We start from the raw sequence: 21119 nt of genomic DNA, 5'->3' as shown, positions 1-21119 counted from the left end.
CGCGATCATCGGCGTCGGCGCCATGCAGTACCCGGCGCACTTCGAAGGCACCAGCGAGAAGACACTCGTCGACCTGGGTGTCAGCAAGATCATGACGCTGACCTCCACCTACGACCACCGCATCATCCAGGGCGCCGAGTCGGGTGAGTACCTCAAGCGCATCCACGAGCTGCTGCTCGGCGGGGACGGCTTCTACGACGACATCTTCACGTCGCTGCGGCTGCCGTACGAGCCGGTCCGCTGGGTCGAGGACATCCCCGAGGGCGCGGTCGACAAGACGGCCCGCATCCTCGAACTGATCGACGCGTACCGGATGCGCGGCCACCTGATGGCCGACACCGACCCGCTGAACTACCGCCAGCGCCGCCACGACGACCTCGACGTGCTCTCGCACGGCCTGACCCTGTGGGACCTCGACCGCGAGTTCGCGGTGGGCGGGTTCGCCGGCGAGCAGCGGATGAAGCTGCGCGACGTGCTCGGTGTGCTGCGTGACTCCTACTGCCGCACGCTCGGCGTCGAGTACACCCACATCCTGGACCCGGAGGAGCGCCGGTGGATCCAGGACCGGGTCGAGGTGCAGCACGCCAAGCCCGACGCCGCGGTGCAGAAGTACATCCTGTCCAAGCTCAACGCCGCCGAGGCGTTCGAGACCTTCCTGCAGACCAAGTACGTCGGCCAGAAGCGCTTCTCGCTGGAAGGCGGCGAGACGGTGATCCCGCTGCTGGACACCGTGCTGGACAAGGCCGCCGAGCACGAGCTCGACGAGGTCGTCGTCGGCATGCCGCACCGCGGCAGGCTCAACGTGCTTGCCAACATCGTCGGCAAGCCGATCTCGCAGATCTTCCAGGAGTTCGAGGGCAACCTCGACCCGGGCCAGGCGCACGGTTCCGGTGACGTGAAGTACCACCTCGGCGCCGAGGGCAAGTACTTCCGGATGTTCGGCGACGGCGAGACCAAGGTGTCGCTGACCGCGAACCCGTCGCACCTGGAGACCGTGGACCCGGTGCTCGAGGGCATCGTCCGCGCCAAGCAGGACATCCTCGACAAGGGCGACACCGAGGGCGGCTTCACCGTGCTGCCGGTGCTGCTGCACGGCGACGCGGCGTTCGCGGGCCAGGGTGTCGTGGCCGAGACGCTGAACCTGGCGCTGCTGCGCGGATACCGCACCGGCGGCACCGTGCACATCATCATCAACAACCAGGTCGGCTTCACGACCGCGCCGGAGCACGCGCGCTCGTCGCAGTACGCCACCGACGTCGCGAAGATGATCGGCGCGCCGATCTTCCACGTCAACGGCGACGACCCGGAGGCCGCGCACTGGGTCGCGAAGCTCGCGGTCGACTACCGGCAGGCGTTCAACAAGGACGTCGTGATCGACATGATCTGCTACCGGCGCCGTGGCCACAACGAGGGCGACGACCCGTCGATGACGCAGCCCGCAATGTACGACATCATCGACACCAAGCGCTCGGTGCGTAAGACCTACACCGAGGCGCTGATCGGCCGTGGCGACATTTCGGTCGAGGAGGCCGAGGCCGCGCTGCGTGACTTCTCCAGCCAGCTGGAGCACGTGTTCAACGAGGTCAGGGAGCTGGAGAAGCACCCGATCGCGCCGAGCCCGTCGGTCGAGGAGGAGCAGCAGGTGCCGGCCAAGGTGCCGACCGCGGTGTCCCGCGACGTCATCGAGCGCATCGGCGACGCGTTCCTCAACGTTCCCGAGGGCTTCAACCCGCACCCGCGTGTCAAGCCGGTGCTGGAGCGCCGCGCGAAGATGTCGCGCGAGGGCGGGGTCGACTGGGCGTTCGGTGAGCTGCTCGCGTTCGGTTCGCTGGCCATGGAAGGCCGTCTCGTGCGACTGTCCGGCCAGGACTCGCGGCGCGGCACGTTCACCCAGCGGCACTCGGTGCTGATCGACCGCAAGTCCGGCCGCGAGTACGCGCCGCTGCAGAACCTCAGCGACGAGCAGGGCCGCGTGATGATCTACGACTCGGCGCTGTCCGAGTACGCGGCGGTCGGTTTCGAGTACGGCTACTCGGTGGCCAACGCCGACGCGCTGGTCATGTGGGAAGCGCAGTTCGGTGACTTCGTCAACGGCGCGCAGACCGTGATCGACGAGTACATCTCCTCGGGCGAGGCCAAGTGGGGACAGCTGTCCGATGTGGTGCTGCTGCTGCCGCACGGGCACGAGGGCCAGGGCCCGGACCACACGTCGGGCCGCATCGAGCGGTTCCTGGCGCTGTGCGCCGAGGGCTCGATGACCGTCGCGGTGCCCTCCACCCCGGCGAACTACTTCCACCTGCTGCGCCGGCACGCCCTCGACGGCATCCGCCGCCCGATGATCGTCTTCACCCCGAAGTCGATGCTGCGGAACAAGGCGGCCACCTCGCCGGTCGAGGACTTCGTGGACCAGTCGAAGTTCATGTCGGTCATCGACGACAAGGAAGTGAACCCCGGCAACGTCCGCAAGGTCCTGCTGACCAGCGGGAAGCTCTACTGGGAGCTGGTCGCGGAGCGGACCAAGCGCGAGGCCAACGACGTGGCGATCGTGCGGATCGAGCAGTACTACCCGCTCCCGGAGAAGAAGCTGCGCGCGGCGCTCGAGCGCTACACCTCGGCTTCGCAGGTCGCCTGGGTGCAGGAGGAGCCGGAGAACCAGGGCGGTTGGCCGTTCTTCGGTCTGCACCTGCCGCGCAAGCTGCCGGAGCTGCTCGCGGGCCTGGACGTCGTCGCCCGCCGCCCGATGGCCGCCCCGAGCGCCGGTTCGTCGAAGGTGCACGAGGTGGAGCAGAAGGCCCTGATCGCGAAGGCCTTCGAGTGATGGCTTAGGCCGTAGGAAAGGCGCCCTTCCCAGTTCAGTGGGGAAGGGCGCCTTTTCGTTGCGGGGGAACGTGAAACGGGCCCGGCGATCCGCTGACCGCAATGCCCCGCTCGGCCACGCGGAAACCCCGACACGGCCGCACGGAAACCTCAACTCGGCCCCACGCAGAAACGCCGACTCGGGCGCGCGGAGACCCCGACTCGGCCCCACGCAGAAACGCCGACTCGGGCGCGCGGAGACCCCGACTCGGGCGCACGGAAACCTCAACTCGGGCCGCGCAGAAACCCCAAACCGGCCACGCGGAAACCTCGACTCGGGCGCGCAGAAAGCCCGACTCGGGCACCCGGAAAGCCCGACTCGGGCGCGCGGAAGCCTCAACTCGCGCTTGGGCTGTGGGGTCTGGCATTTGGGTGGGGGCGGCCGGGAGGCGGGGTGGTTCAGGAGCGGCCTTCGATCACGTCGAGTACCTGGCGGGCGGTCACCACGCCCACCACCCGGCCTTCGGCGTCCGCGACCACGCCCAGCCCCGCGGGCGAGGACAGCGCCGCGTCCAATGCTCCCCGGATCGCCGTGCCCTGCTGGTAGAGCGAACCACCCGCGACCAGGTCACCCTCCGTCAGCGAGCCCTCCACAGTGGACTCCGGCGGCAGCCAGCCGCGCGGCTGGTCGGCGTCGTTGATCGCGAGCAGCCAGTCCGACACCGGGGCCGGCACCGGTTCACCGACCCGCACCGTCGCGACGTCCTTCACTTCCACCCCAGCGGAATCCACAAAGGACAGACCGCGGTAGCCGCGGTCCTTGCCCACAAAGGAAGCCACGAAATCGTCCACAGGGGACCGCAGCACGTCCGAGGGTGTCCCGTATTGCGCGAGCTTCCCGCCGACCCGCATCACCGCGACCCGGTCCCCGAGCCGCACCGCCTCGTCGATGTCGTGCGTCACGAACACGATCGTCTTGCCCAGCTGCGACTGCAGCCGCAGCAACTCGTCCTGCAGACCCTCCCGCACGATGGGGTCGACGGCCGAGAACGGCTCGTCCATCAGCAGCACCGGTGAATCGGCCGCGAGCGCGCGGGCCACGCCGACGCGCTGGCGCTGCCCGCCGGACAGCTGCGCCGGATAGCGCTTACCGAGTTCGGCGGGCAGCCCCACGATCTCCATCAGCTCCGCCGCCCGGTCCCGCGCCTTGCGCTTGCCCCAGCCGGACAGCAGCGGCACGGTGGCCACGTTGTCGAGCACGGTGCGATGCGGGAACAGGCCCGCATGCTGGATGACGTAGCCGATCCCGCGCCGCAGCACCGCCGGATCCGAGTCGCGGACGTCCTTGCCGTCGAGCAGCACCCTGCCCGACGTCGGCTCGACCATGCGGTTGATCATCCGCAGCGACGTGGTCTTGCCGCAGCCGGACGGGCCGACGAACACCGTGATGGTGCCGTCCTCGATGGTCATGCTCAGCCCGTCCACCGCGACGGTGCCGTCCGGGTACCGCTTGGTGACGTCCGCGAACTCGATCCCCACAGGGCCGACTCTAGCCGGTCACACCGTCCTCCACGGCGGCCTTCGCCACGGCCGCGGCCACCTCCGGCGCGACGCGCGGGTCGAGCGGGCTCGGCACGATGCGGTCCGGGCCGAGATCGTCCTGCGCCACGGCGACGATCGCCTCGGCGGCCGCCAGCTTCATGTTCTCGGTGATCGCCCGCGCGCCCGCGTCGAGCGCGCCGCGGAACACGCCCGGGAAGGCCAGCACGTTGTTGATCTGGTTCGGGAAGTCGCTGCGCCCGGTGGCCACGATCGCCGCGTACTTGGCGGCCTCGTCCGGCTGCACCTCCGGGTCCGGATTGGACAGTGCGAACACGATCGGGTCCTCGGCCATGCTGCCCAGCAGCGCCGGATCGATCGTGGAGCCGGACAGCCCGAGGAACACGTCCGCACCCTTGAGCGCGTCGGCGATGCCACCGGTCAGCCCCGCCGCGTTGGTGGTCTCGGCCAGCCGCTGCTTGATCGGGTTCAGGCCCTCGCGCCCGGGGTGGATGACGCCCTTCGAGTCCAGCATCGTGACATCGGCCACCCCGGCTTCCTGCAGGATCCGCGCGCACGCGACACCGGCCGCGCCCGCACCGGACACGACCACCCGCTGCTTGGTGATGTCCCGGCCGAGCACCAGGTTCGCCCCGCGCAGCGCGGCCAGCGTCACGATCGCCGTGCCGTGCTGGTCATCGTGCATGACCGGGCAGTCCAGCGCCTCCTTGAGCTTGTCCTCCAGCTCGAAGCAGCGCGGCGCGGAGATGTCCTCGAGGTTGACCGCGCCGAACGACGGGCGCAGCCGCACCAGCGTCTCGACGATCTCGTCGACGTCGGTGGTGTCCAGCACCAGCGGGATCGAGTCGAGCCCGCCGAAGGTCTTGAACAGCACCGACTTGCCCTCCATCACGGGCAGCGAGGCGCTCGCCCCGATGTCGCCGAGCCCGAGCACGGCGGTGCCATCGCTCACCACGACGACCAGGCGGTCGGCCCACGTGTAGCGCTGCGCGCGCGACGCGTCCTCGGCGATGGCCCGCGACACCTTGGCCACCCCCGGCGTGTAGGCGACCGAGAGGTCACGCGGGCGGGAGATCGGCCGGGTCGCGGCCACGGACAACTTGCCGCCCTCGTGGCCGGCGAAGATCTCGTCGTCGGTGACCGGCGACGTGTCGTTGTCCTGCATCGCGTTCCTTGTCGTCTGAGCGTAAGTCATCTTCGGAATCCCTCCCGGGACCGCGCACGGGGACAGCTCTCCCCGATTCCTGTAGCACTGGCTTGTGCTGCTCGGCAGCCTCGACGCGGTGGCGCCATCTGCCGGCAAGGCGTCCGATTCGGCCGTGCGAGCCCTTGGTGAGGCGACGGCCGCGGACGCGGCGGTCCTCCCAGTGTTGCAGGCTCACCGCCGGTTGTGATCCTCAGGTGCGGCTGATATCACACTCTGCTGATGGTTACCAGTCCGGCGGCAGTCACGGCTGTCCGGCTGGCATAGGCCGGCCTCTGTTGCTCAGATTGGCCCACTTTCGGCCGGATTGGTAACACACCTGGTCGACACCGGTATAACAAGACGTCCGTCCGGCTTGGTTGATCACCGATATGGTGAAGCGCATGAAGGTGCGCGAGCTCGCCGTGAAGGACGCCTACGAGTTCACCCCGCAGCAGTTTCCCGACCACCGCGGCCTGTTCGTCGCCCCGTTCCAGGAGTCCGCGCTCGTCGAGGCGGTCGGTCATCCGATGCGGCTGGGCCAGACGAACCACAGCGTGTCCCGCCGGGGCACGATCCGCGGCGTGCATTTCGCCGACACCCCGCCGGGGCAGGCGAAGTACGTCTACTGCCCGCGTGGCGCGCTGCTCGATGTGATCGTGGACCTGCGCACGGGCTCCCCGACCTTCGGCCGCTGGGACGCGGTACGGCTGGACTCGGTCGACTTCCGCGCGGTCTACGTGGCCGAGGGGCTCGGCCACGCGTTCATCGCGCTGGAGGACGACACGGCGATGTCGTACCTGTGCTCGACGGGCTACAACCCCTCGGCCGAGCACGGGGTGAGCCCGTTCGACCCGGACCTCGGCCTGCCGTGGCCGTCCGGCGTCGAGCACATCGTGTCGGAGAAGGACGCCGAGGCCCCCACCCTGTCCCAGGCGCTGGCCGCCGGCCTCCTTCCCCGTTACGACGCTTGCGTCGAGCACTACGACTCGCTCAGGTGAGGTCCTCGGCCAGCACGCGCTCGATGTTGCGCTCGGCGAGCGCGGTGATCGTGACGAACGGGTTCACGCCGGTGCTGCCGGGGATGAGCGAACCGTCGGTCACGTACAGCCCGGGGTAGCCCTTGACCCGGCCGTAGAGATCGGTGGCCTTGCCCAGCACCAAGCCGCCGAGCGGGTGGTAGGTGAACCGGTTCTCGAACGCGCGCGTGTCGCCGAACAGGTCGTACCGGTAAATCGTCTTGCCGGCCGAGTTGATCTTGTCGAACAGCTGCTTCGCGGCGTCGATCGACGGCCGGCCCTGCGCGACGTCCCAGTTCAGCCTGGCCGAGTCGCTCGCGGCGTCGTAGGAGAAGTGACCGCGCTCGGGGTTGCGGGTGATCGCCAGGTACAGGCTCGCCCACGTCTCGATGCCCGCTGGCACCGGCGCGATCTCGGCGAACACCGGGTACTTCGGGTCGTTCCAGGCGTCGATGCCCAGCGCGGGCATCCCGGATTCGAGTGAGCCGGTGGTGTCCCAGATGTGGTTCGCGCGGCCGAGCATCACGTTGCCGTTGGTGCCCCAGCCCTGACCGACCTCGTCGCCCAGCTCGGGCAACTTGCCGGTGTCGCGGGCTCGCACGAGCAGTTCGGTCGAGCCGAGGCTGCCCGCGCCGAGGAACAGGTGGCGCGTGCCGATCTGCTTGGTCGCCACGACGCTGCCCTCGGGGTCGATCTGGCGCACGGTCAGCAGGTAGGTGCCGTCGGCCTGCCGCTCGATGTCGCGCACCTCGTGCAGGCTCTGGATGGTGACGTTGCCGGTGCCCAGCGCGGCGGCGAGATAGGTTTTGTCCAGCGAGCGCTTGCCGTGGTTGTTGCCGTAGATCACCTCGGAGGCCAGCGCCGAGCGCGGTACCTCGCCCGCCTCCTCGCGGCGCATGTAGTCGAAGTCGTAGACGCTGGGCACGAACGTCGTGGTCAGGCCGGCCTTCTGCGCGGCCTTCCTGGATACGCGCGCGAACTGGTAGGACTTGCAGGTCTCGAACCAGTCCGGGTCGATGTGGTTCACGCCGAGGCCGGCGTTGGCCCTCGGGTAGTAGGTGCCGTACATCTCGTCGGCGTCCACCTCGGGCAGGATCTCGGTGAAGTACGAGCGCTTCGGCACCACGGCCATCGCGCCGTTGACCAGTGAACCGCCGCCGACTCCGCGTCCGACGTACACCGACATGTCACCGAAATGGACCCGATCGAGGACACCCGCGTAGGAGTCGATGTTGCGGTTGGCCAGATCGAGCCACAGGAACGACGCAAGCGGCGCCTCGGTGCGCTTCTTGAACCACATCGACCGCCGGTCGGGCGAGAGCATGCCCGAGAAGATGGTGCCGTCGGACGTGGGCGTGTTCCACAGCTGACCCATTTCGAGCATCACCGTCGGAATGCCGGCGGACCCGAGCCGCAGCGCGGTGACGGCGGCGCCGTAGCCGGTGCCGATCACCACCGCTGGCCAGAATTCGCGCTCCTGCGCGGCCGAAGCCTCGCCGGCGAGGGAGATCGTGGACAGTCCGGCCGCCGCGGCCGAGCTGAGCGCGGCCGCGCCGAGGAAACGCCTGCGCGAGAACGAGGGGGACATGCCGCGAACCATATTCGCGCTCCCCGGTATTTGTAAACGGTGTAAACTAAGGTGCGAGGCATCCCACCGAGAGGCCGCCCCGGACCGCAGGCTCAGCGCTGCTTCTTCCTCGTCACCCAGATCGTGATCGTCACGGTCACCACCGTTTTGCCGTTCTTGTCGAGGATCTCCACCGGCACCGGCAGCTCGAAGCCCTCGTCACCGAACTCCGGGATCTCCGGCAGCTCGGCGACGGCCCGCAGCCCGGTCTCCGCCTTGGCGACGTAGGCGACGGTCATGCCCTTGGGCAGCCAGCGATGCGTCGGTGGCACCGTGGCCTCGGCCACCATGCCCATGGCGATCTCCGCGAGGTTGCACGCCGCGATCGCGTGAAAAGTTCCTATGTGGTTGTGCACACCCCACCACTTCGGCGCGGTGACCTCACAGCGGCCCGGACGCAGCTCGCGCACCGAGGGCAGCACCGTCCGGAAATAGGGCGCACGCAGGGAAACCGCGACCGAGAACAGCCTTTTACCACCCGGCAGGGCGGCCAGCCGGTTCCACATCGCGAACGTCGATGCCATCTCACACTCCCTTGTTACTGACGAGTAATAAAGCAGAGGGATTGCTATGTTCGCAACCGTGGACCACGAGCTCTTCCTCCTACGTCATGGTCAGACCGAATGGTCCGTCAACGGGCGGCACACCGGCCGTACGGACATCCCGCTCACGCTCGCGGGCGAGAACCAGGCACGCGCCGCCGGGATGACGCTGTGCACGCTGCGCAAGGGTCCCGCGCTCGTGCTGAGCAGCCCGCGGCAACGCGCGATGCGCACCGCCGACCTCGCCGGACTCGTCGTGGACGAGGCCGTCGAGGACCTGGCCGAATGGGACTACGGCGACTACGAGGGCGTCACCACTCCGCAGATCAGGCAGACCGTGCCGGGCTGGACGGTGTGGTCGCATCCGATGCCCGGCGGAGAAACCGTTGACCAGGTCAGTGCCAGGGCCGATAAGCTCCTCGACCGGGTGCGCGCCGCACTGGCCGAGACCGAGGTGATCCTGATCGGGCACGGTCATTTCAGCCGGGTGCTCATCGCCCGCTGGCTCGGCCTGCCCGCGACCGCGGGTGTCCACTTCGGACTCGACCCGGCGGGGGTCACCGTGCTCGGCGACGAGCGGGGCGTGCCCAAGATCGAAAACCTGAACATCCCACCGTCGTAAGTAGGTTTCGTTGAGCATCCGCCGCATTGCCGAGTCCGATGTAGACACCGTCGTAGGGCTGGTGCACGACCTCGCCGCCTACGAGAAGGCCCCGGCGGAATGCCGCCTGGACTCGGCGAAACTGCGCACCGCCCTGTTCGGCGAGCGCCCCGCCGTGTTCGGGCACGTTGCCGAGGAGGACGGCCAGATCGTCGGTTTCGCCTTGTGGTTTCTCAACTTCTCCACCTGGCGCGGCGTGCACGGCATCTACCTCGAGGACCTCTACGTGCGTCCCGAGCTGCGTGGTTCGGGGCTCGGCAAGGAGCTGCTGGCGACGCTGGCGAAGGAATGCGTCGACAACGGCTACGGCAGGCTCGAATGGTCGGTGCTCGACTGGAACCCGGCGACGGGCTTCTACAAGGCGCTCGGCGCGATCCCGATGGACGAGTGGACCGTGTACCGGCTCACCGACACCGCACTGGAAAAACTGGCCAAGCAGGTCTGAATCCTCCGCTAAAGTCTGAACCATACAAATGGGTCAGAAGGGGAGAATCTTGGACGGCTTCAGCACTCAACTGGACGATCTCCGGGAGGCGAGCCGCCGACTCGGGAACGCCTCGGACGCCGCCGCCGAGGCCCAGCAGGACGTAGCGGGCATGGCGCTGCCGACCGAGGGCAGGGACCTGTCCGTCGGCGGGATCTTCGGTGGCATCACGCTGCCGCCCGCGACCGCGTTCGGCTCGACGCTGGGCATGCCTGCCATCGCCGGCGCCTACGACGCACACCGCGAGCGCATCGCGGATCTGCTGGCCAGGCTGGACGAGAACACCTGGGGCGCCGCCCGCGCGCTGCGTCAGGTCGCCGATCTGTACGAGGACAACGATTCCGCCGTCCAGGCCCAGATGGCGCGATTCTCCGAGCGGCTGGGTGAGCTCTGATGGACGGCTACTTCGACCTCGCCGCCGAGGACGCACCGGCCAACGAGTCGCTGCTCGAGGGCATCGTCAGCTCGCTGCACGACGCGGCGCTGGACGCCTTCGCCGCGGTCGACACCCTGTGGAGCACCATGTGGAACCCCTGGCTCAACGGCCAGGAATCGGTGCAGCAGCAGTGGAAGGACGAGATCCGCTCGCGCTTCGTCGAGTTCTCCCAGGCCGATATCGAGCCGGGTGCCAAGGACGGGCTGCAGGGCATCATCGACGACCTCGGCCGCATCCGGGAGACGCTGCAGCGGGACTCGAAGGTCGAACTGCAGCAGGCGCACGACATGCTCGGCGAATGGCGTGGCGACGCCGCGAACCAGACGAAGTACTACGTGCTCAACCTCACCGAGGAGTACGAGATCGTCGAGAGCAAGCTGTCGATCCTGCAGAGCGACGTGGTCGCGGCCCGCGAGATGATCGCCAAGGGCCGCAGCGATCTGCGCAACCTGTCGGGTTCGTTCCGCGATGCGGCCGATCAGTACAGGCAGGCGGAGCAGGCCAACGCGCGCGGCAACAGCGAGGTGCTGACCGACGCGTTCACCGGTGCGATCGCCGGACTACTCGCCGTGCCCACCGGTGGCGCGTCGCTGCTCGCGGCGGGTGCGGTGATCGCGGGCAGCGCGGCGGGATCCGTCGTCGTCGGCGAGATCACGCACAAGCCGCTGGAAGGTGACAAGCCCGAGGACATCTACCAGGACTTCCTCGACGCGATCGACGACATCAAGACCGAACTCGGCCGGACCGGCGAGAAGCTCGTGCACGACATCAATGCGCTCGAGATGCCGGAACTGCAGGACCCGCCGGACGTCAGCCCTGGCCGCAGTTTCAACCCGGACAACTTCGGCACCAACGACATCCCGCCGGAGACCGAGCGCAACGTGCGCGACTCCGGCAAGGACATCCCGCGGTACAAGCCGGGTGACCGGCAGCGGGAACGGGAAGCGGCCGACGACAACGTCGCGAAGCCGTTCTCGTGAGCGGGCCGGAATCGGGTGCGGGCCAACCGAAACGGCGGCCCGCACCCGGCCCCGCCGCCAAGAAGCCGGACCGGAAGCAAGTCGTCTCCGCGTTGGCCGAACTGTCGGCCGAAGCCACCTCGCCGGACGGCGCCGTCGCGGTGTCGGTCAACAGCGACGGCGTGCTCACCCGGCTCAGGCTCGGCGACGCGGTGGCGAAGATGACCCCGGCCGAGATCGCGAACCTCGTCATGCGCACTTACGCGCAGGCACAACGGGAATCGGCCCAGCGCAGCGGCGAACTGCTGCAGTCCATGGGCGCGGGCGGCTATGTGATGGACCGGTTGCGGTGGCGCCTGCAGCATCAGCCGGACCTGCAGGCAGGCCGCGAGGTGCCCCACACGGAGCCGGCACGGAAACCGAACCCGCGCGACGCGCACCTGACGTATCTCAAGGACCGGTCGATGCCCGGCTACGACCTCGTCCCGCCGATCCCGGAGCCGCCGCCGGCGCCGAAACCGGGTGACGACGACTGGTACGAAAAGGGTTTCCGGGTCATGCGGCGGAGCTGATTTACCGGTCCTTCTCGCGGCGGGCGGCGCGCCCTTCGAGGCCGCCGCGCTCCGCCGCCTCCTCCTCGGACTCGCCCTCTCGCTGGCCCAGCGCCCACGCCCTGGCCGGCTGGCGGAACAAGAGCACCACGATCAGCAGGCCCACCAGGATCACCGGCACGCCCGGCCCCGGCAGCCCCGACGGGCCGGCGAGGTACCAGCCGACCCCCATCGTGATGAGTGCCATCACCACACCGGGCGAACGGGCCCAGGTGTGCCCGGCGGCGAGACCGGCGGCGCACCCCAGCACGGCCAGGCCGAACAGCACGTAGAACACTGCCTCGGCGAGCACGTTGTTGCGCGGCGCGTCGGACTGCCCGGTCGCGGCGAGCAGGACGATGCCGAACACGATCAGGCCGAGTCCCGGCAGCGCCGTGACGAGGCCGGCGAGCCGGACCTCACGCGGCGCGGGGGCGATTTTGTCCTTGAGCGACACGGGAACCGGGCCTCCACTGTCCTTGCTGGCCCCTCGGCGCTGCGATCGGGTTCGACACCGGCGATCATGCGAGCCTGCGGTGACCTTGCGTAAGCACTTTCGATCGTATGCCACCCGGTCGGCCGTTTTCGAACCGCGGGCACAGGGGTGAAGATCTGAGTGTCGTCGGCGAGCGGGCGGTCGGCCCGGGTGCACTTGTCACGACGAGCGGCCCTTCGTCTGCGATGGGAGGTCCCACCGGCACTCGAACTCGTTGTCGTGACGTCCGGGGCCCTGACCCGCGATCACTCCTTCGTCGCGGAATCCCCGTAGTGATTTGCGGCTCCTCGGCCGGCCGGTGGACCCGGTACGTGCCCTACCCTGCGGTAGTGCGCGCGATTCTCCTCGTGAACCCGCAGGCCACGTCCACCACGGCAGGCGGCCGTGACGTGCTGGCGCACGCGCTGGCGAGTCAGGTCAAGCTCGAGGTGGTCGAGACCGACTACCGCGGCCACGCGCTGGCCGTGGCTCGCGGGGCGGCACGCGAGGGCGTCGAACTCGTGGTCGCGCACGGCGGCGACGGCACGGTGAACGAGGTCGTCAACGGGCTGCTCGCGGACGGGCCGGGCAGTCGCACCGCGCTGGGCGTGGTGCCCGGCGGCTCGGCCAACGTGTTCGCCCGCGCGCTCGGCATTCCCCGCGATCCGGTCGAGGCCACGCATGAGCTGCTGCGGGCCATCGAGGGCGGGCACAGCCGCTCGGTCAACCTGGGCCGCGCCGACGAGCGCTGGTTCACCTTCAACGCCGGGCTGGGCTGGGACGCCGACGTGGTGGCCGCCGTGGCCGACCGGCGCGGCAAGCAGACCAACGCCGTGCTGTACATGCGGGCCGCCGTCGCCTGCTACTTCCGGCCGCCCAACGGCAAGCAGGCGCTGCGCGTGCGCCTGCCCGGTGAGGAGCCCGTCGAGGTGCGCACGGCGTTCGTCTCCAACACCGACCCGTGGAGCTATCTGGGCGCGCGGCCGGTGCATCTGAACACCGGAACCTCGTTCGAGACCGGCCTGGGCTTGTTCGCCCTGCGCGAACTCGGGCTCGGGACCATTTATCGCCACGTGCGGCAGGCGCTGCGCGACCAGGCGAAGCACCGCGGTAAGCGGCTGCTGCGGCACGACGACCTCGAGATGCTCAGCATCGAGGCCGAACAGCCGGTAAACTTCCAGGTAGACGGCGACCCGGTCGGCCAGCGGACCAGCGTGAAATTCGTGAGCGTACCGCACGCGCTGACCGTCCTGGCCTGATGGGTACGGGTCGAGAGTGATCGTGTGCGGCAAAGTGCAACTTGCCGCTCATCGACACGAAGGCTCCGCTCACCGCACAGCGCTTCCGCCATGGACGGTGTTTCGGAGAGAAACCGCAGGTCAGAACGGTCGCCCGACCAGGTGAGCTGACTCACCGATCAACAAAAAACCCTTGTCGAAAGCCGTGCTTCGTGAAAGCATTCACAAGCACCCCAAAAAAACGACCGCCATGACGACTGTGGCGCAGAGTACTGCGCCCCCTAGAAGGAGCTCACGAAAATGGACTGGCGCCACGACGCGGCCTGCCGAGACGAGGACCCGGAACTGTTCTTCCCCGTGGGTAACAGTGGTCCCGCTGTGCTGCAGATCGCCGAGGCGAAAGCCGTATGCCACCGCTGCACCGTCGCTTCCGACTGCCTGGCCTGGGCTTTGGCCAGTGGTCAGGACGCCGGTGTGTGGGGCGGTATGAGCGAGGACGAGCGTCGCGCCCTCAAGCGCCGTCGCGCTCACATCGGTATGCGCAGCAACGCCTGAACACCACGATACGGCGCGGCTAGCCGCGGCCCGACACCGGGCCACGCGAGCAGCTCGCCCGGGCCCTCGCAGGTCCGAACTTCCCACGCTTAAAGGGCTGGTACCCATTCGGTACCAGCCCTTTTGGCGTGCGTCTTTTCGCGCGAACCGCCCGGCGGGGAAAGTCGCCGTCTGGCAGTGCGAGGGTCCTCAGAGGCGGCGGCTGAGCGGGACCCGCAACGCGGCCTCCGTGCCGCGCTTCTCGCCGTCGCGCAGACGCCGCAGCGACAGGGAGCCCCGCAGCTCGGACTCCACCAGGGTCCGCACGATCTGCAGGCCGAGCCCGTCGGCACGCTCCAGCGAGAAACCCGACGGCAGGCCCCGCCCGTTGTCGCGGATCAGGATGTCCAGCCAGCGTGCCGAACGGGACACCGAGATCTCCACCTTGCCCGGCCGCCCGTCGGGGAACGCGTGCTCCACCGCGTTCTGCACCAGCTCGGCCAGCACCATCACCAGTGGCGTCGCGATCTCGGCCACCACGACTCCGAACGACCCGGTCCGGCTGATGGCGACCCGCGACTCCGCGGTCGCCACCTCGCCGACCATGGGCAGCACGTTGTCCAGCAGCTGATCGAGATCCACCCGCTCGTCGACCGACACCGACAGCGCCTCGTGCACCATCGCGATCGAGGCCACCCGCCGCACCGACTCCGTCAGTGCCTGCCTCGCCTCCGGGCTCGACGTGCGCCGGGACTGCAGCCGCAGCAGGGCGGCCACGGTCTGCAGGTTGTTCTTGACCCGGTGATGGATCTCGCGGATCGTCGCATCCTTCGACAGCAGCGCCCGGTCCCGCCGTTTGACCTCTGTCACGTCACGCACGAGCACGAGCGCGCCGGCGGGCTGCCCGTGCGGCCGCAACGGCAGTGCGCGGAACAGCACCACGGCGCCACGCCGCGAGTCGGCTTCGGTGCGGCTGCCGGGTTTACCGTCCAGCGCGTCGAGGATGCGGTGGGCGACCTCGGTCGCGTCGAACGGGTCGCGGATCAGCGATCGCGTCAGCGGGGCCAGCCGGGTACCGACCAGATCGGACTCGTGCCCCATCCGGTGGTACGCCGAAAGCCCGTTGGGGCTGGCGAAAACCACGTTGCCGCCGGAGTCCAGCCGGATCAGGCCGTCGCCGACGCGGGGGCTGGTGTGCACGTCGCTCTGCGAATCGGGGCTCGGGAACGTGCCGTCCACGATCATCTGGCACAGGTCGCCGGCGCTGCCGAGGTAGGCGACCTCCAGCGGGCTGGGCACCCGCGGCGCCGCCAGGTTCGTCTCGCGGCTCAGCACCGCGATGACCTCACCGCCGAACCGCACCGGGATCGCCTCTCGCCGCATCGGCAGGTCGCGGTACCAGTGCGGGTCCTCCTCGCGGCAGATCCGCACCTCACGCACGGCCCTGGCCAGCTGCGGATGCTCCGCGACGGTGAACCGGGTGCCGACGACGTCCTCGGGGTGCGCGGTCGGCGCGGTGGTCGGACGGGCATGCGCGACGCACACGAAGTCCCCGCCCTGCTCTTTCAGTGCCGGCGAAACCGGGACCCACAGCAGGAAATCCGCGAACGAAAGGTCCGCCAGCAGCTGCCATTCGGCCACCACGGCCTGCAAATGGTCGGCCGCTTCACCAGGCAGACTTGTGTTCTCGTCCAGCAGGTCGGAAAGTGTGGACACTCGTTTCTCCGTCAAGCACCGTCGCACCCCGGTCTGGGCGCGAAACACAGCATGACACACTGGAGGCAGCAGCTAGACCGAGGAGTTGTGACATGTCCAAGCGTGCCCGTAAGCGCCGCGACCGCAAGAAGAACGGCGCGAACCACGGCAAGAAGCCCAACGCCTGATTTCCGGGCGAGGAAAAGGCCCCGGCAATGTTCAATCGTGCCGGGGCCTTTTCATGTCGACAACTCAGTCGCGGCGGTCGACGCTGACCTCGGTGCGCTCGATGGTCACGCCACCGCGCGTCTCGACGGTCTTACGGATCGACGCGCGCAGCTTCTGCTTCAGCTCGCTGGGCGCGATCTCGCCGCCGCATTTGCGGGCCAGCAACTGCTTGAGCTGCTCGTCGATGCCGTACTCCTCGAGGCACGGCGGGCAGTCCTCGATGTGCCGCCGGAGCTCGGCGTCCCGCTCGGGGCTGCACTCGCTATCCAGCAGCAGGAAGATCTCGGCGAGCGCCTCGCTGCAGTTGACCTTGTCCTTGTCGGATTCAGCGCCACTCATCGCGCTACCTCCTGCTGAGCGCCACGAATGAAACCGCGCTCGCGCGCAACGTCGGCGAGCAGGTTACGCAGCTGCGCGCGGCCCCGGTGCAGCCGGGACATCACGGTGCCGATCGGAGTGTCCATGATCTCGGCGATTTCCTTGTACGCGAAGCCTTCGACGTCGGCGAGGTACACCGCCAGCCGGAACTCCTCGGGCAGCTGCTGCAGGGCGGCCTTCACGTCGGTGTCCGGCAGCCGGTCCATCGCCTCGACCTCGGCCGAGCGCAGCCCGCTGGAGGTGTGGCTCTCCGCCTGGGCGATCTGCCAGTCGGAGATCTCCTCGGTGGGCTGCTGCAACGGCTGGCGCTGCCGCTTGCGGTAGCCGTTGATGTAGGTGTTGGTCAGGATGCGGTACATCCACGCCTTGAGGTTGGTGCCCTCCTTGAAGGACCCGAAGGCGCCGTAGGCCTTCAGGTAGGTCTCCTGCACCAGGTCCTCGGCGTCCGCGGGATTGCGGGTCATCCGCATCGCCGCCGAGTACAGCTGGTCGAGCAGCGGCATCGCATCGCGCTCGAAACGCTCGGCGCGTTCGACGGCATCCTCCTGCTCGGTGCCGGACTCGGGCCTCGCGTCGTCTTGCGTGCTCGCCAAACCTTTCCCTTCCCCATCCCCCGCCGTGCGGGTCGCGCGCGTAGCCGGATGCGCATATGACGGGTTCCAGCTTACGCGGGTAGGGTCTGCTTGGCCTGGCTGACCAGGAAGAGTGAACACCCGTACCTGGTCCGTCGGATGAGCAAGTTTCGTCATCACGCCCTGCACAACGACGTGCGGGCCGGGGGCATTCCCCGGCGTGTGAGATCACGGACAATAGGCTCGGCGGGTGGCTGGAAAGGGAACGCCCGCGACCGCGCTGCTCGCGAAGCGCAAGACGGTGCACGAACTGCACACCTACGATCACGATCCGAAGCACGAGTCGTACGGGACGGAGGCCGCCGAAGCGCTCGGCGTCGAACCGGCCCGGGTGTTCAAGACGCTCGTCGCGGACGTGGACGGCAAGCTCACCGTCGGCGTCGTTCCGGTCACCGGGCAGCTGGACCTGAAGGCACTGGCGGCCGCCGCGGGCGGGAAGCGCGCCCGGATGGCCGACGCCGGTGCCGCCCAGCGGGCGACGGGGTACGTGCTCGGCGGGATCTCACCGCTCGGCCAGCGCAGCCGGCTGCCCGTGGTGATCGACTCCTCGGTGCGGGACTTTCAGACGGTGTTCTGTTCGGGCGGACGGCGTGGCCTGGAGCTGGAACTGGCGCCGGCGGATCTGATCGAGCTGACCTCGGCGACGGTCGCACCCATCGGCGCTTGACCCCGAGGTCCCGCGCAAGGCTGTGTTCGGCTGAGACCGCCTACGTGAGCGGCCGCAGCACGCGGCCCAGCCATTCGGTGACGGCGCGGGACAGGCCGTCGAGGTCCTTGTCCAGCGCGTGCGTGCCCGCGATGACGACGACCTCGTGGTGCGGGCCCGGTCGCGGCCTGCCGAACGGATCGGACTCGCCCTGCACGACGAGGGTGGGCACCTCGACGGCGTCGAGTTCGGCCTGGCGGGACTTTTCCGGTTTACCGGGCGGGTGCTCGGGAAAGGCCAGGCACAGCACGGCGACCGCCTGCCCCGCCGCGGCCGTGCGGCACGCGACCCGGGCGCCCGACGAACGACCGCCGAACACCAGCGGCAGCCCGTCGAACCGGTCCGTCATCTCCTCGGCCACCGCGAGCCACGCCGCGTCGAGCTGCTTGGCCGGGGCCGGGGCACGGCGGCCCGCGACGCGGTAGGGCTGTTCGACGAGCGCGACGTTCACACCCGCGGTCTGCGCGGCGCGCGTGACCGCGACCAGGTCCTTGGCCTCGATACCGCCGCCCGCGCCGTGTCCGAGCATGAGCACGGCCGCGTCCTCCTCGGCGCAGTGCAGTTCGGCACGCGCCGGGCCGTGCGGGGTGAGGATCTCGATCTTGGTCATTTCGGCAGGTCGAACAGGGGCGCGTCCAGGTCGGCCTGCCCGGCCTCGACACGTTCCAGCAGCTCAGGGCCGTTGTTGCGGACGTTGTTGACCCTGTCCGAGATCGGCCGCAGTTCGAGGGTGTCGATCAGCTCGCGCGACGGCGTGAGCAGCTCACCGACCTCGGCGCGGTCCGGGTCGAGCCAGTTCGCCCACCTGTTCTTGGTCATCAGCAGCGGCATCCGGTCGTGGATGTCGGTGAGCCTGCCGATCGCGTCGGTGGTGATGATCGAGAACGTGATGAGCGGATCGTCGTCGCTGTCCTTCGGGCGCCAGCTCTCCCAGATCCCGGCGAACGCCAGATCGGGGCCGGTCATGTAGAACGGTTCCTTCTTCTTGCCGTCACGGCGCCATTCGAACCAGCCGTCGGCGGGCACGAGGCAGCGGCGTTTGGCCAGCGCGCGTTTGAAGGCGGGCTTCTCGGTGGCCGTCTCCGCGCGCGTGTTGATCATCCGGTTGCCGACCGAGGGGTCCTTCGCCCAGAACGGGACCAGCCCCCAGCGCATGATCCGCAGGCTGCGCACCGTCGGCTCGTCCTCCAGCACGGTGCCGTCCTCGTCGCGGGGATGGCGCTGCACCACGGTCACCACGTTCTTGGTGGGCGCGACGTTGTAGTCCTCGCGCACCTCGCCGCCGGTCTCGTCCACCGCGTCGAACTCCTGCACCAGGGCCGCGGGGTTCTTCGTCGCGGCATAGCGGCCGCACATCTCAGCCAACTCCTTCATGCCTCGGAACAACCATCGTGACACACATCAGGGATCATCGTGTGGGACACGCAGGGAGGAATGGCTTGGCGAGCAGGGACTGGCGGAAGCTCGACGAGAGCGACGTCCGGGTGCGTCCCGGACGTGGTTCGCGGCCCCGGAGCAAGCGCCGGCCCGGGCACGCCGACGCGGTGAGCGCGATGGTCGTCGCGGTCGACCGGGGCCGCTGGACGTGCGCCGTGGACGCGGATCCGGCGCGCCCGGTGGTCGCGATGCGGGCGCGGGAACTGGGGCGCACACCGGTCGTCGTCGGCGATCAGGTGGGTCTCGTCGGCGACGTCAGCGGCAAGCCGGACACACTGGCCCGCATCGTCCGGGTCGAGGACCGCACCAGCGTGCTGCGGCGCACGGCCGACGACACCGATCCCTACGAACGCATCGTCGTCGCGAACGCCGAGCAGTTGCTGATCGTCACGGCGCTCGCCGATCCGCCACCGCGCACCGGTTTCATCGACCGGTGCCTCGTCGCCTGCTACGCCGGTGGCCTGCAACCGGTCCTGTGCCTGACCAAGGCCGATCTGGCGAGCCCGGAGACGCTGCTGGAGAACTACGCCGACCTGGCCGTGCCGACCCTCGTCACCAGGCACGACGAGGACTCGCTTCCGCTGTCGGACACGGTGCGGGGCCGGGTCTCCGCACTCGTCGGCCACTCCGGTGTCGGCAAGTCGACACTGGTCAACCGGCTGGTGCCGGACGCCGAACTGGCGACCGGCGAGGTCAGTGCGGTCGGCAAGGGCAGGCACACGTCGGTCGCGGCGGTCGCGTTGCCGTTGCCGGAAGGCGGCTGGGTGATCGACACGCCGGGCGTGCGATCTTTCGGTCTGGCGCACATCACGGCCGACGACATCGTGTCCGCGTTCGGCGAGTTCGCCGAGGCGGCGGAGGAATGCCCGCCCGGCTGCGGACACCTCGGGCCGCCGGAGGACCCGGACTGCATGCTCGACGACGTCGACGACTCGCGGCGGCTGCGATCACTGAGACGGTTACTCGCCTCGCGGGCCGGTCTGGAATTATGAGCGCAAATCACGTTTTCCAGACAGGGGCTGCGATAAATGAAGAGAACGGCTCTGGGCGCAAGCGTGCTCGCGCTCGTCGTCGCTTTGACCGGATGCGGGACCAAGACCGTCTCCGGGACGCCCAGCGGGGAAAGTTTCACCGACGCGCAGGAACTCGTGCGCGCCGCATCGTCGAAAACGGCGGAGGCCAAGTCCTCGAAGTTCACGTTCGAGACCGCGTTGGCCGGACAGAAATTCACCGGCCAGGGTGCCGGCCGGTATGACGGTGCCAACACCGCGATGCAAATGTCGATGGATGTCGGCCCCGTGCACGAAGAGATTCTTTACGTCGACGGTTCCGCTTACATTCAGCTGCCGGAGGAATACCGGGAGAAAATGACGGGCGGCAAGCCCTGGGGCAAGCTGGACCCGAACAACCCAATGGCGAAGTCGATGGGGGCGAGCACCAACGCCGAGCAGAACGACCCGAGCAAGTACCTGGACCAGATCCAGGAAGCCGGGACCATCAAGCGCAACGAGCAGACCACACTGGACGGTCAGCCGGTCACGCACTACTGGATCGACGTCGACCTGACCAAGGTGATGAACAAGCTCGCCGACAGCGGGTATCCGCAGGAGATGCTGGACCTGCTGAAGGGCAAGACCGGCACGATCCCGCTCGAACTGTGGCTCAACCAGGACCTGCTTCCGGTGAAGATCACCGAGGACCTCGGTTCGATGATGAAGGCCATGGGCGCCCCGAGCCAGCTCACGGACATGACGATGACCATGACCTACACGGACTGGGGCACCCCGGTGACCCTGACGGCCCCGCCCGCGGACCAGGTAGGCGACTTGAAGCTGGGCGGCTGACGTCCTCGGGACCCGGTAGAGGCGCGGCGGCGAGGCATCTTTTCGTCTTTTCCCGGTGCCCCCCGGTGCCGGTTACGCCGTTGGCTGCCGGTTCC

Annotated in this window: 23 protein-coding genes; 13 read left to right on the top strand and 10 right to left on the bottom strand. The window is 68.8% G+C overall.

Features of this window, described 5'->3' with window-relative positions; all coding sequences use genetic code 11:
- Positions 1-2818 (top strand): multifunctional oxoglutarate decarboxylase/oxoglutarate dehydrogenase thiamine pyrophosphate-binding subunit/dihydrolipoyllysine-residue succinyltransferase subunit (locus tag HFP15_RS40650; RefSeq protein WP_168523698.1); only part of this gene is annotated, 2818 nt, incomplete at its 5' end.
- Between the two features lie 437 nt (positions 2819-3255).
- On the opposite strand, the gene HFP15_RS40645 is transcribed toward HFP15_RS40650, so the two are convergent.
- Together HFP15_RS40645 and HFP15_RS40640 are read right to left on the bottom strand one after the other, a co-directional pair.
- On the bottom strand, positions 3256-4335 hold the full coding sequence (locus HFP15_RS40645; RefSeq protein ID WP_168523695.1) for an ABC transporter ATP-binding protein: 1080 nt from the start codon (positions 4333-4335) through the stop codon (positions 3256-3258).
- A 10-nt stretch (positions 4336-4345) separates the two neighbouring features.
- Positions 4346-5551 carry an NAD(P)-dependent malic enzyme gene (locus HFP15_RS40640; protein ID WP_168523693.1) on the bottom strand — a complete coding sequence of 402 codons (1206 nt, stop codon included), beginning with the start codon at positions 5549-5551 and terminating at the stop codon, positions 4346-4348.
- 392 nt (positions 5552-5943) lie between these two features.
- On the opposite strand from HFP15_RS40640, the gene HFP15_RS40635 reads away from it, so the two are divergent.
- On the top strand, positions 5944-6540 hold the full coding sequence (locus tag HFP15_RS40635) for a dTDP-4-dehydrorhamnose 3,5-epimerase family protein (RefSeq protein WP_168523691.1): 597 nt from the start codon (positions 5944-5946) through the stop codon (positions 6538-6540).
- Here the strand turns inward: HFP15_RS40635 and HFP15_RS40630 are convergent.
- Together HFP15_RS40630 and HFP15_RS40625 are read right to left on the bottom strand one after the other, a co-directional pair.
- On the bottom strand, positions 6533-8146 hold the full coding sequence (locus HFP15_RS40630; RefSeq protein ID WP_168523689.1) for a GMC oxidoreductase: 1614 nt from the start codon (positions 8144-8146) through the stop codon (positions 6533-6535). The two genes, HFP15_RS40635 and HFP15_RS40630, sit on opposite strands and share 8 nt — an antisense overlap.
- Before the next feature lie 92 nt (positions 8147-8238).
- Positions 8239-8709, bottom strand: a complete 471-nt coding sequence (locus HFP15_RS40625) for a hotdog fold domain-containing protein (RefSeq protein WP_168523687.1) — start codon at positions 8707-8709, stop codon at positions 8239-8241.
- 58 nt (positions 8710-8767) lie between these two features.
- Here HFP15_RS40625 and HFP15_RS40620 point away from each other — a divergent pair, with 58 nt between their 5' ends.
- Genes HFP15_RS40620 through HFP15_RS40600 form a run of 5 tightly spaced genes read left to right on the top strand, consistent with a single transcriptional unit; the run spans position 8768 to position 11839 of the window.
- Entirely contained in the window at positions 8768-9349 is a 582-nt protein-coding gene (locus tag HFP15_RS40620) for an acid phosphatase (RefSeq protein WP_168523685.1), read from the top strand.
- Between the two features lie 10 nt (positions 9350-9359).
- Positions 9360-9833, top strand: coding sequence for a GNAT family N-acetyltransferase (locus HFP15_RS40615; RefSeq protein ID WP_168523683.1), 474 nt, complete (start codon positions 9360-9362; stop codon positions 9831-9833).
- Positions 9834-9882: 49 nt separating this feature from the next.
- A complete protein-coding gene (locus HFP15_RS40610) occupies positions 9883-10266 on the top strand; it encodes a hypothetical protein (protein ID WP_168523682.1) in 384 nt (127 codons plus the stop codon).
- Positions 10266-11288: a hypothetical protein gene (locus tag HFP15_RS40605; RefSeq protein WP_168523680.1), complete on the top strand. Its 1023-nt coding sequence runs from the start codon at positions 10266-10268 to the stop codon at positions 11286-11288. Before HFP15_RS40610 ends, HFP15_RS40605 begins: the two co-directional genes overlap by 1 nt.
- The gene (locus HFP15_RS40600) at positions 11285-11839 is read left to right on the top strand and encodes a YbaB/EbfC family nucleoid-associated protein (protein ID WP_168523678.1); all 555 of its coding nucleotides are present in this window, start codon (positions 11285-11287) and stop codon (positions 11837-11839) included. Before HFP15_RS40605 ends, HFP15_RS40600 begins: the two co-directional genes overlap by 4 nt.
- A 1-nt stretch (position 11840) precedes the next feature.
- On the opposite strand, the gene HFP15_RS40595 is transcribed toward HFP15_RS40600, so the two are convergent.
- Positions 11841-12314 carry a hypothetical protein gene (locus HFP15_RS40595; protein WP_168523676.1) on the bottom strand — a complete coding sequence of 158 codons (474 nt, stop codon included), beginning with the start codon at positions 12312-12314 and terminating at the stop codon, positions 11841-11843.
- A gap of 368 nt (positions 12315-12682) precedes the next feature.
- On the opposite strand from HFP15_RS40595, the gene HFP15_RS40590 reads away from it, so the two are divergent.
- Positions 12683-13591 carry a diacylglycerol/lipid kinase family protein gene (locus HFP15_RS40590; RefSeq protein WP_168523674.1) on the top strand — a complete coding sequence of 303 codons (909 nt, stop codon included), beginning with the start codon at positions 12683-12685 and terminating at the stop codon, positions 13589-13591.
- Positions 13592-13870: 279 nt separating this feature from the next.
- On the top strand, positions 13871-14125 hold the full coding sequence (locus tag HFP15_RS40585) for a WhiB family transcriptional regulator (protein ID WP_168523672.1): 255 nt from the start codon (positions 13871-13873) through the stop codon (positions 14123-14125).
- A 189-nt stretch (positions 14126-14314) separates the two neighbouring features.
- Here HFP15_RS40585 and HFP15_RS40580 read toward each other — a convergent pair whose 3' ends face one another.
- Entirely contained in the window at positions 14315-15820 is a 1506-nt protein-coding gene (locus HFP15_RS40580) for a sensor histidine kinase (protein ID WP_168523670.1), read from the bottom strand.
- 92 nt (positions 15821-15912) lie between these two features.
- Here HFP15_RS40580 and HFP15_RS44275 point away from each other — a divergent pair, with 92 nt between their 5' ends.
- Entirely contained in the window at positions 15913-15987 is a 75-nt protein-coding gene (locus HFP15_RS44275; RefSeq protein ID WP_098515123.1) for a 50S ribosomal protein bL37, read from the top strand.
- Positions 15988-16051: 64 nt separating this feature from the next.
- On the opposite strand, the gene rsrA is transcribed toward HFP15_RS44275, so the two are convergent.
- On the bottom strand, positions 16052-16366 hold the full coding sequence (rsrA, locus tag HFP15_RS40575) for a mycothiol system anti-sigma-R factor (RefSeq protein WP_168523668.1): 315 nt from the start codon (positions 16364-16366) through the stop codon (positions 16052-16054).
- The gene (locus HFP15_RS40570; protein ID WP_168523666.1) at positions 16363-16998 is read right to left on the bottom strand and encodes a sigma-70 family RNA polymerase sigma factor; all 636 of its coding nucleotides are present in this window, start codon (positions 16996-16998) and stop codon (positions 16363-16365) included. Before HFP15_RS40570 ends, rsrA begins: the two co-directional genes overlap by 4 nt.
- Positions 16999-17227: 229 nt before the next feature.
- On the opposite strand from HFP15_RS40570, the gene ybaK reads away from it, so the two are divergent.
- Positions 17228-17704 carry a Cys-tRNA(Pro) deacylase gene (gene ybaK / locus HFP15_RS40565; protein ID WP_168523664.1) on the top strand — a complete coding sequence of 159 codons (477 nt, stop codon included), beginning with the start codon at positions 17228-17230 and terminating at the stop codon, positions 17702-17704.
- 40 nt (positions 17705-17744) lie between these two features.
- Here the strand turns inward: ybaK and HFP15_RS40560 are convergent, their stop codons facing one another.
- Both HFP15_RS40560 and HFP15_RS40555 read right to left on the bottom strand, forming a co-directional pair.
- Complete coding sequence (locus tag HFP15_RS40560) at positions 17745-18353, bottom strand: alpha/beta hydrolase family protein (protein ID WP_168523662.1); 609 nt, start codon at positions 18351-18353, stop codon at positions 17745-17747.
- Positions 18350-19099 (bottom strand): SOS response-associated peptidase, encoded by a 750-nt coding sequence (locus tag HFP15_RS40555; protein ID WP_168523700.1) that lies wholly within the window; start codon positions 19097-19099, stop codon positions 18350-18352. Before HFP15_RS40555 ends, HFP15_RS40560 begins: the two co-directional genes overlap by 4 nt.
- 83 nt (positions 19100-19182) lie before the next feature.
- On the opposite strand from HFP15_RS40555, the gene rsgA reads away from it, so the two are divergent.
- A complete protein-coding gene (gene rsgA, locus HFP15_RS40550; RefSeq protein WP_168523660.1) occupies positions 19183-20172 on the top strand; it encodes a ribosome small subunit-dependent GTPase A in 990 nt (329 codons plus the stop codon).
- A 36-nt stretch (positions 20173-20208) separates the two neighbouring features.
- On the top strand, positions 20209-21024 hold the full coding sequence (locus tag HFP15_RS40545) for an SCO4651 family lipoprotein (RefSeq protein WP_246272522.1): 816 nt from the start codon (positions 20209-20211) through the stop codon (positions 21022-21024).
- Positions 21025-21119 lie beyond the last annotated feature (95 nt).

This window comes from Amycolatopsis acididurans (assembly GCF_012328925.1).
In the GTDB taxonomy this organism is placed as follows: domain Bacteria; phylum Actinomycetota; class Actinomycetes; order Mycobacteriales; family Pseudonocardiaceae; genus Amycolatopsis_E; species Amycolatopsis_E acididurans.
Note: the sequence above shows the minus strand (reverse complement) of the source record. Positions and strands in the feature narration are given on the sequence as shown.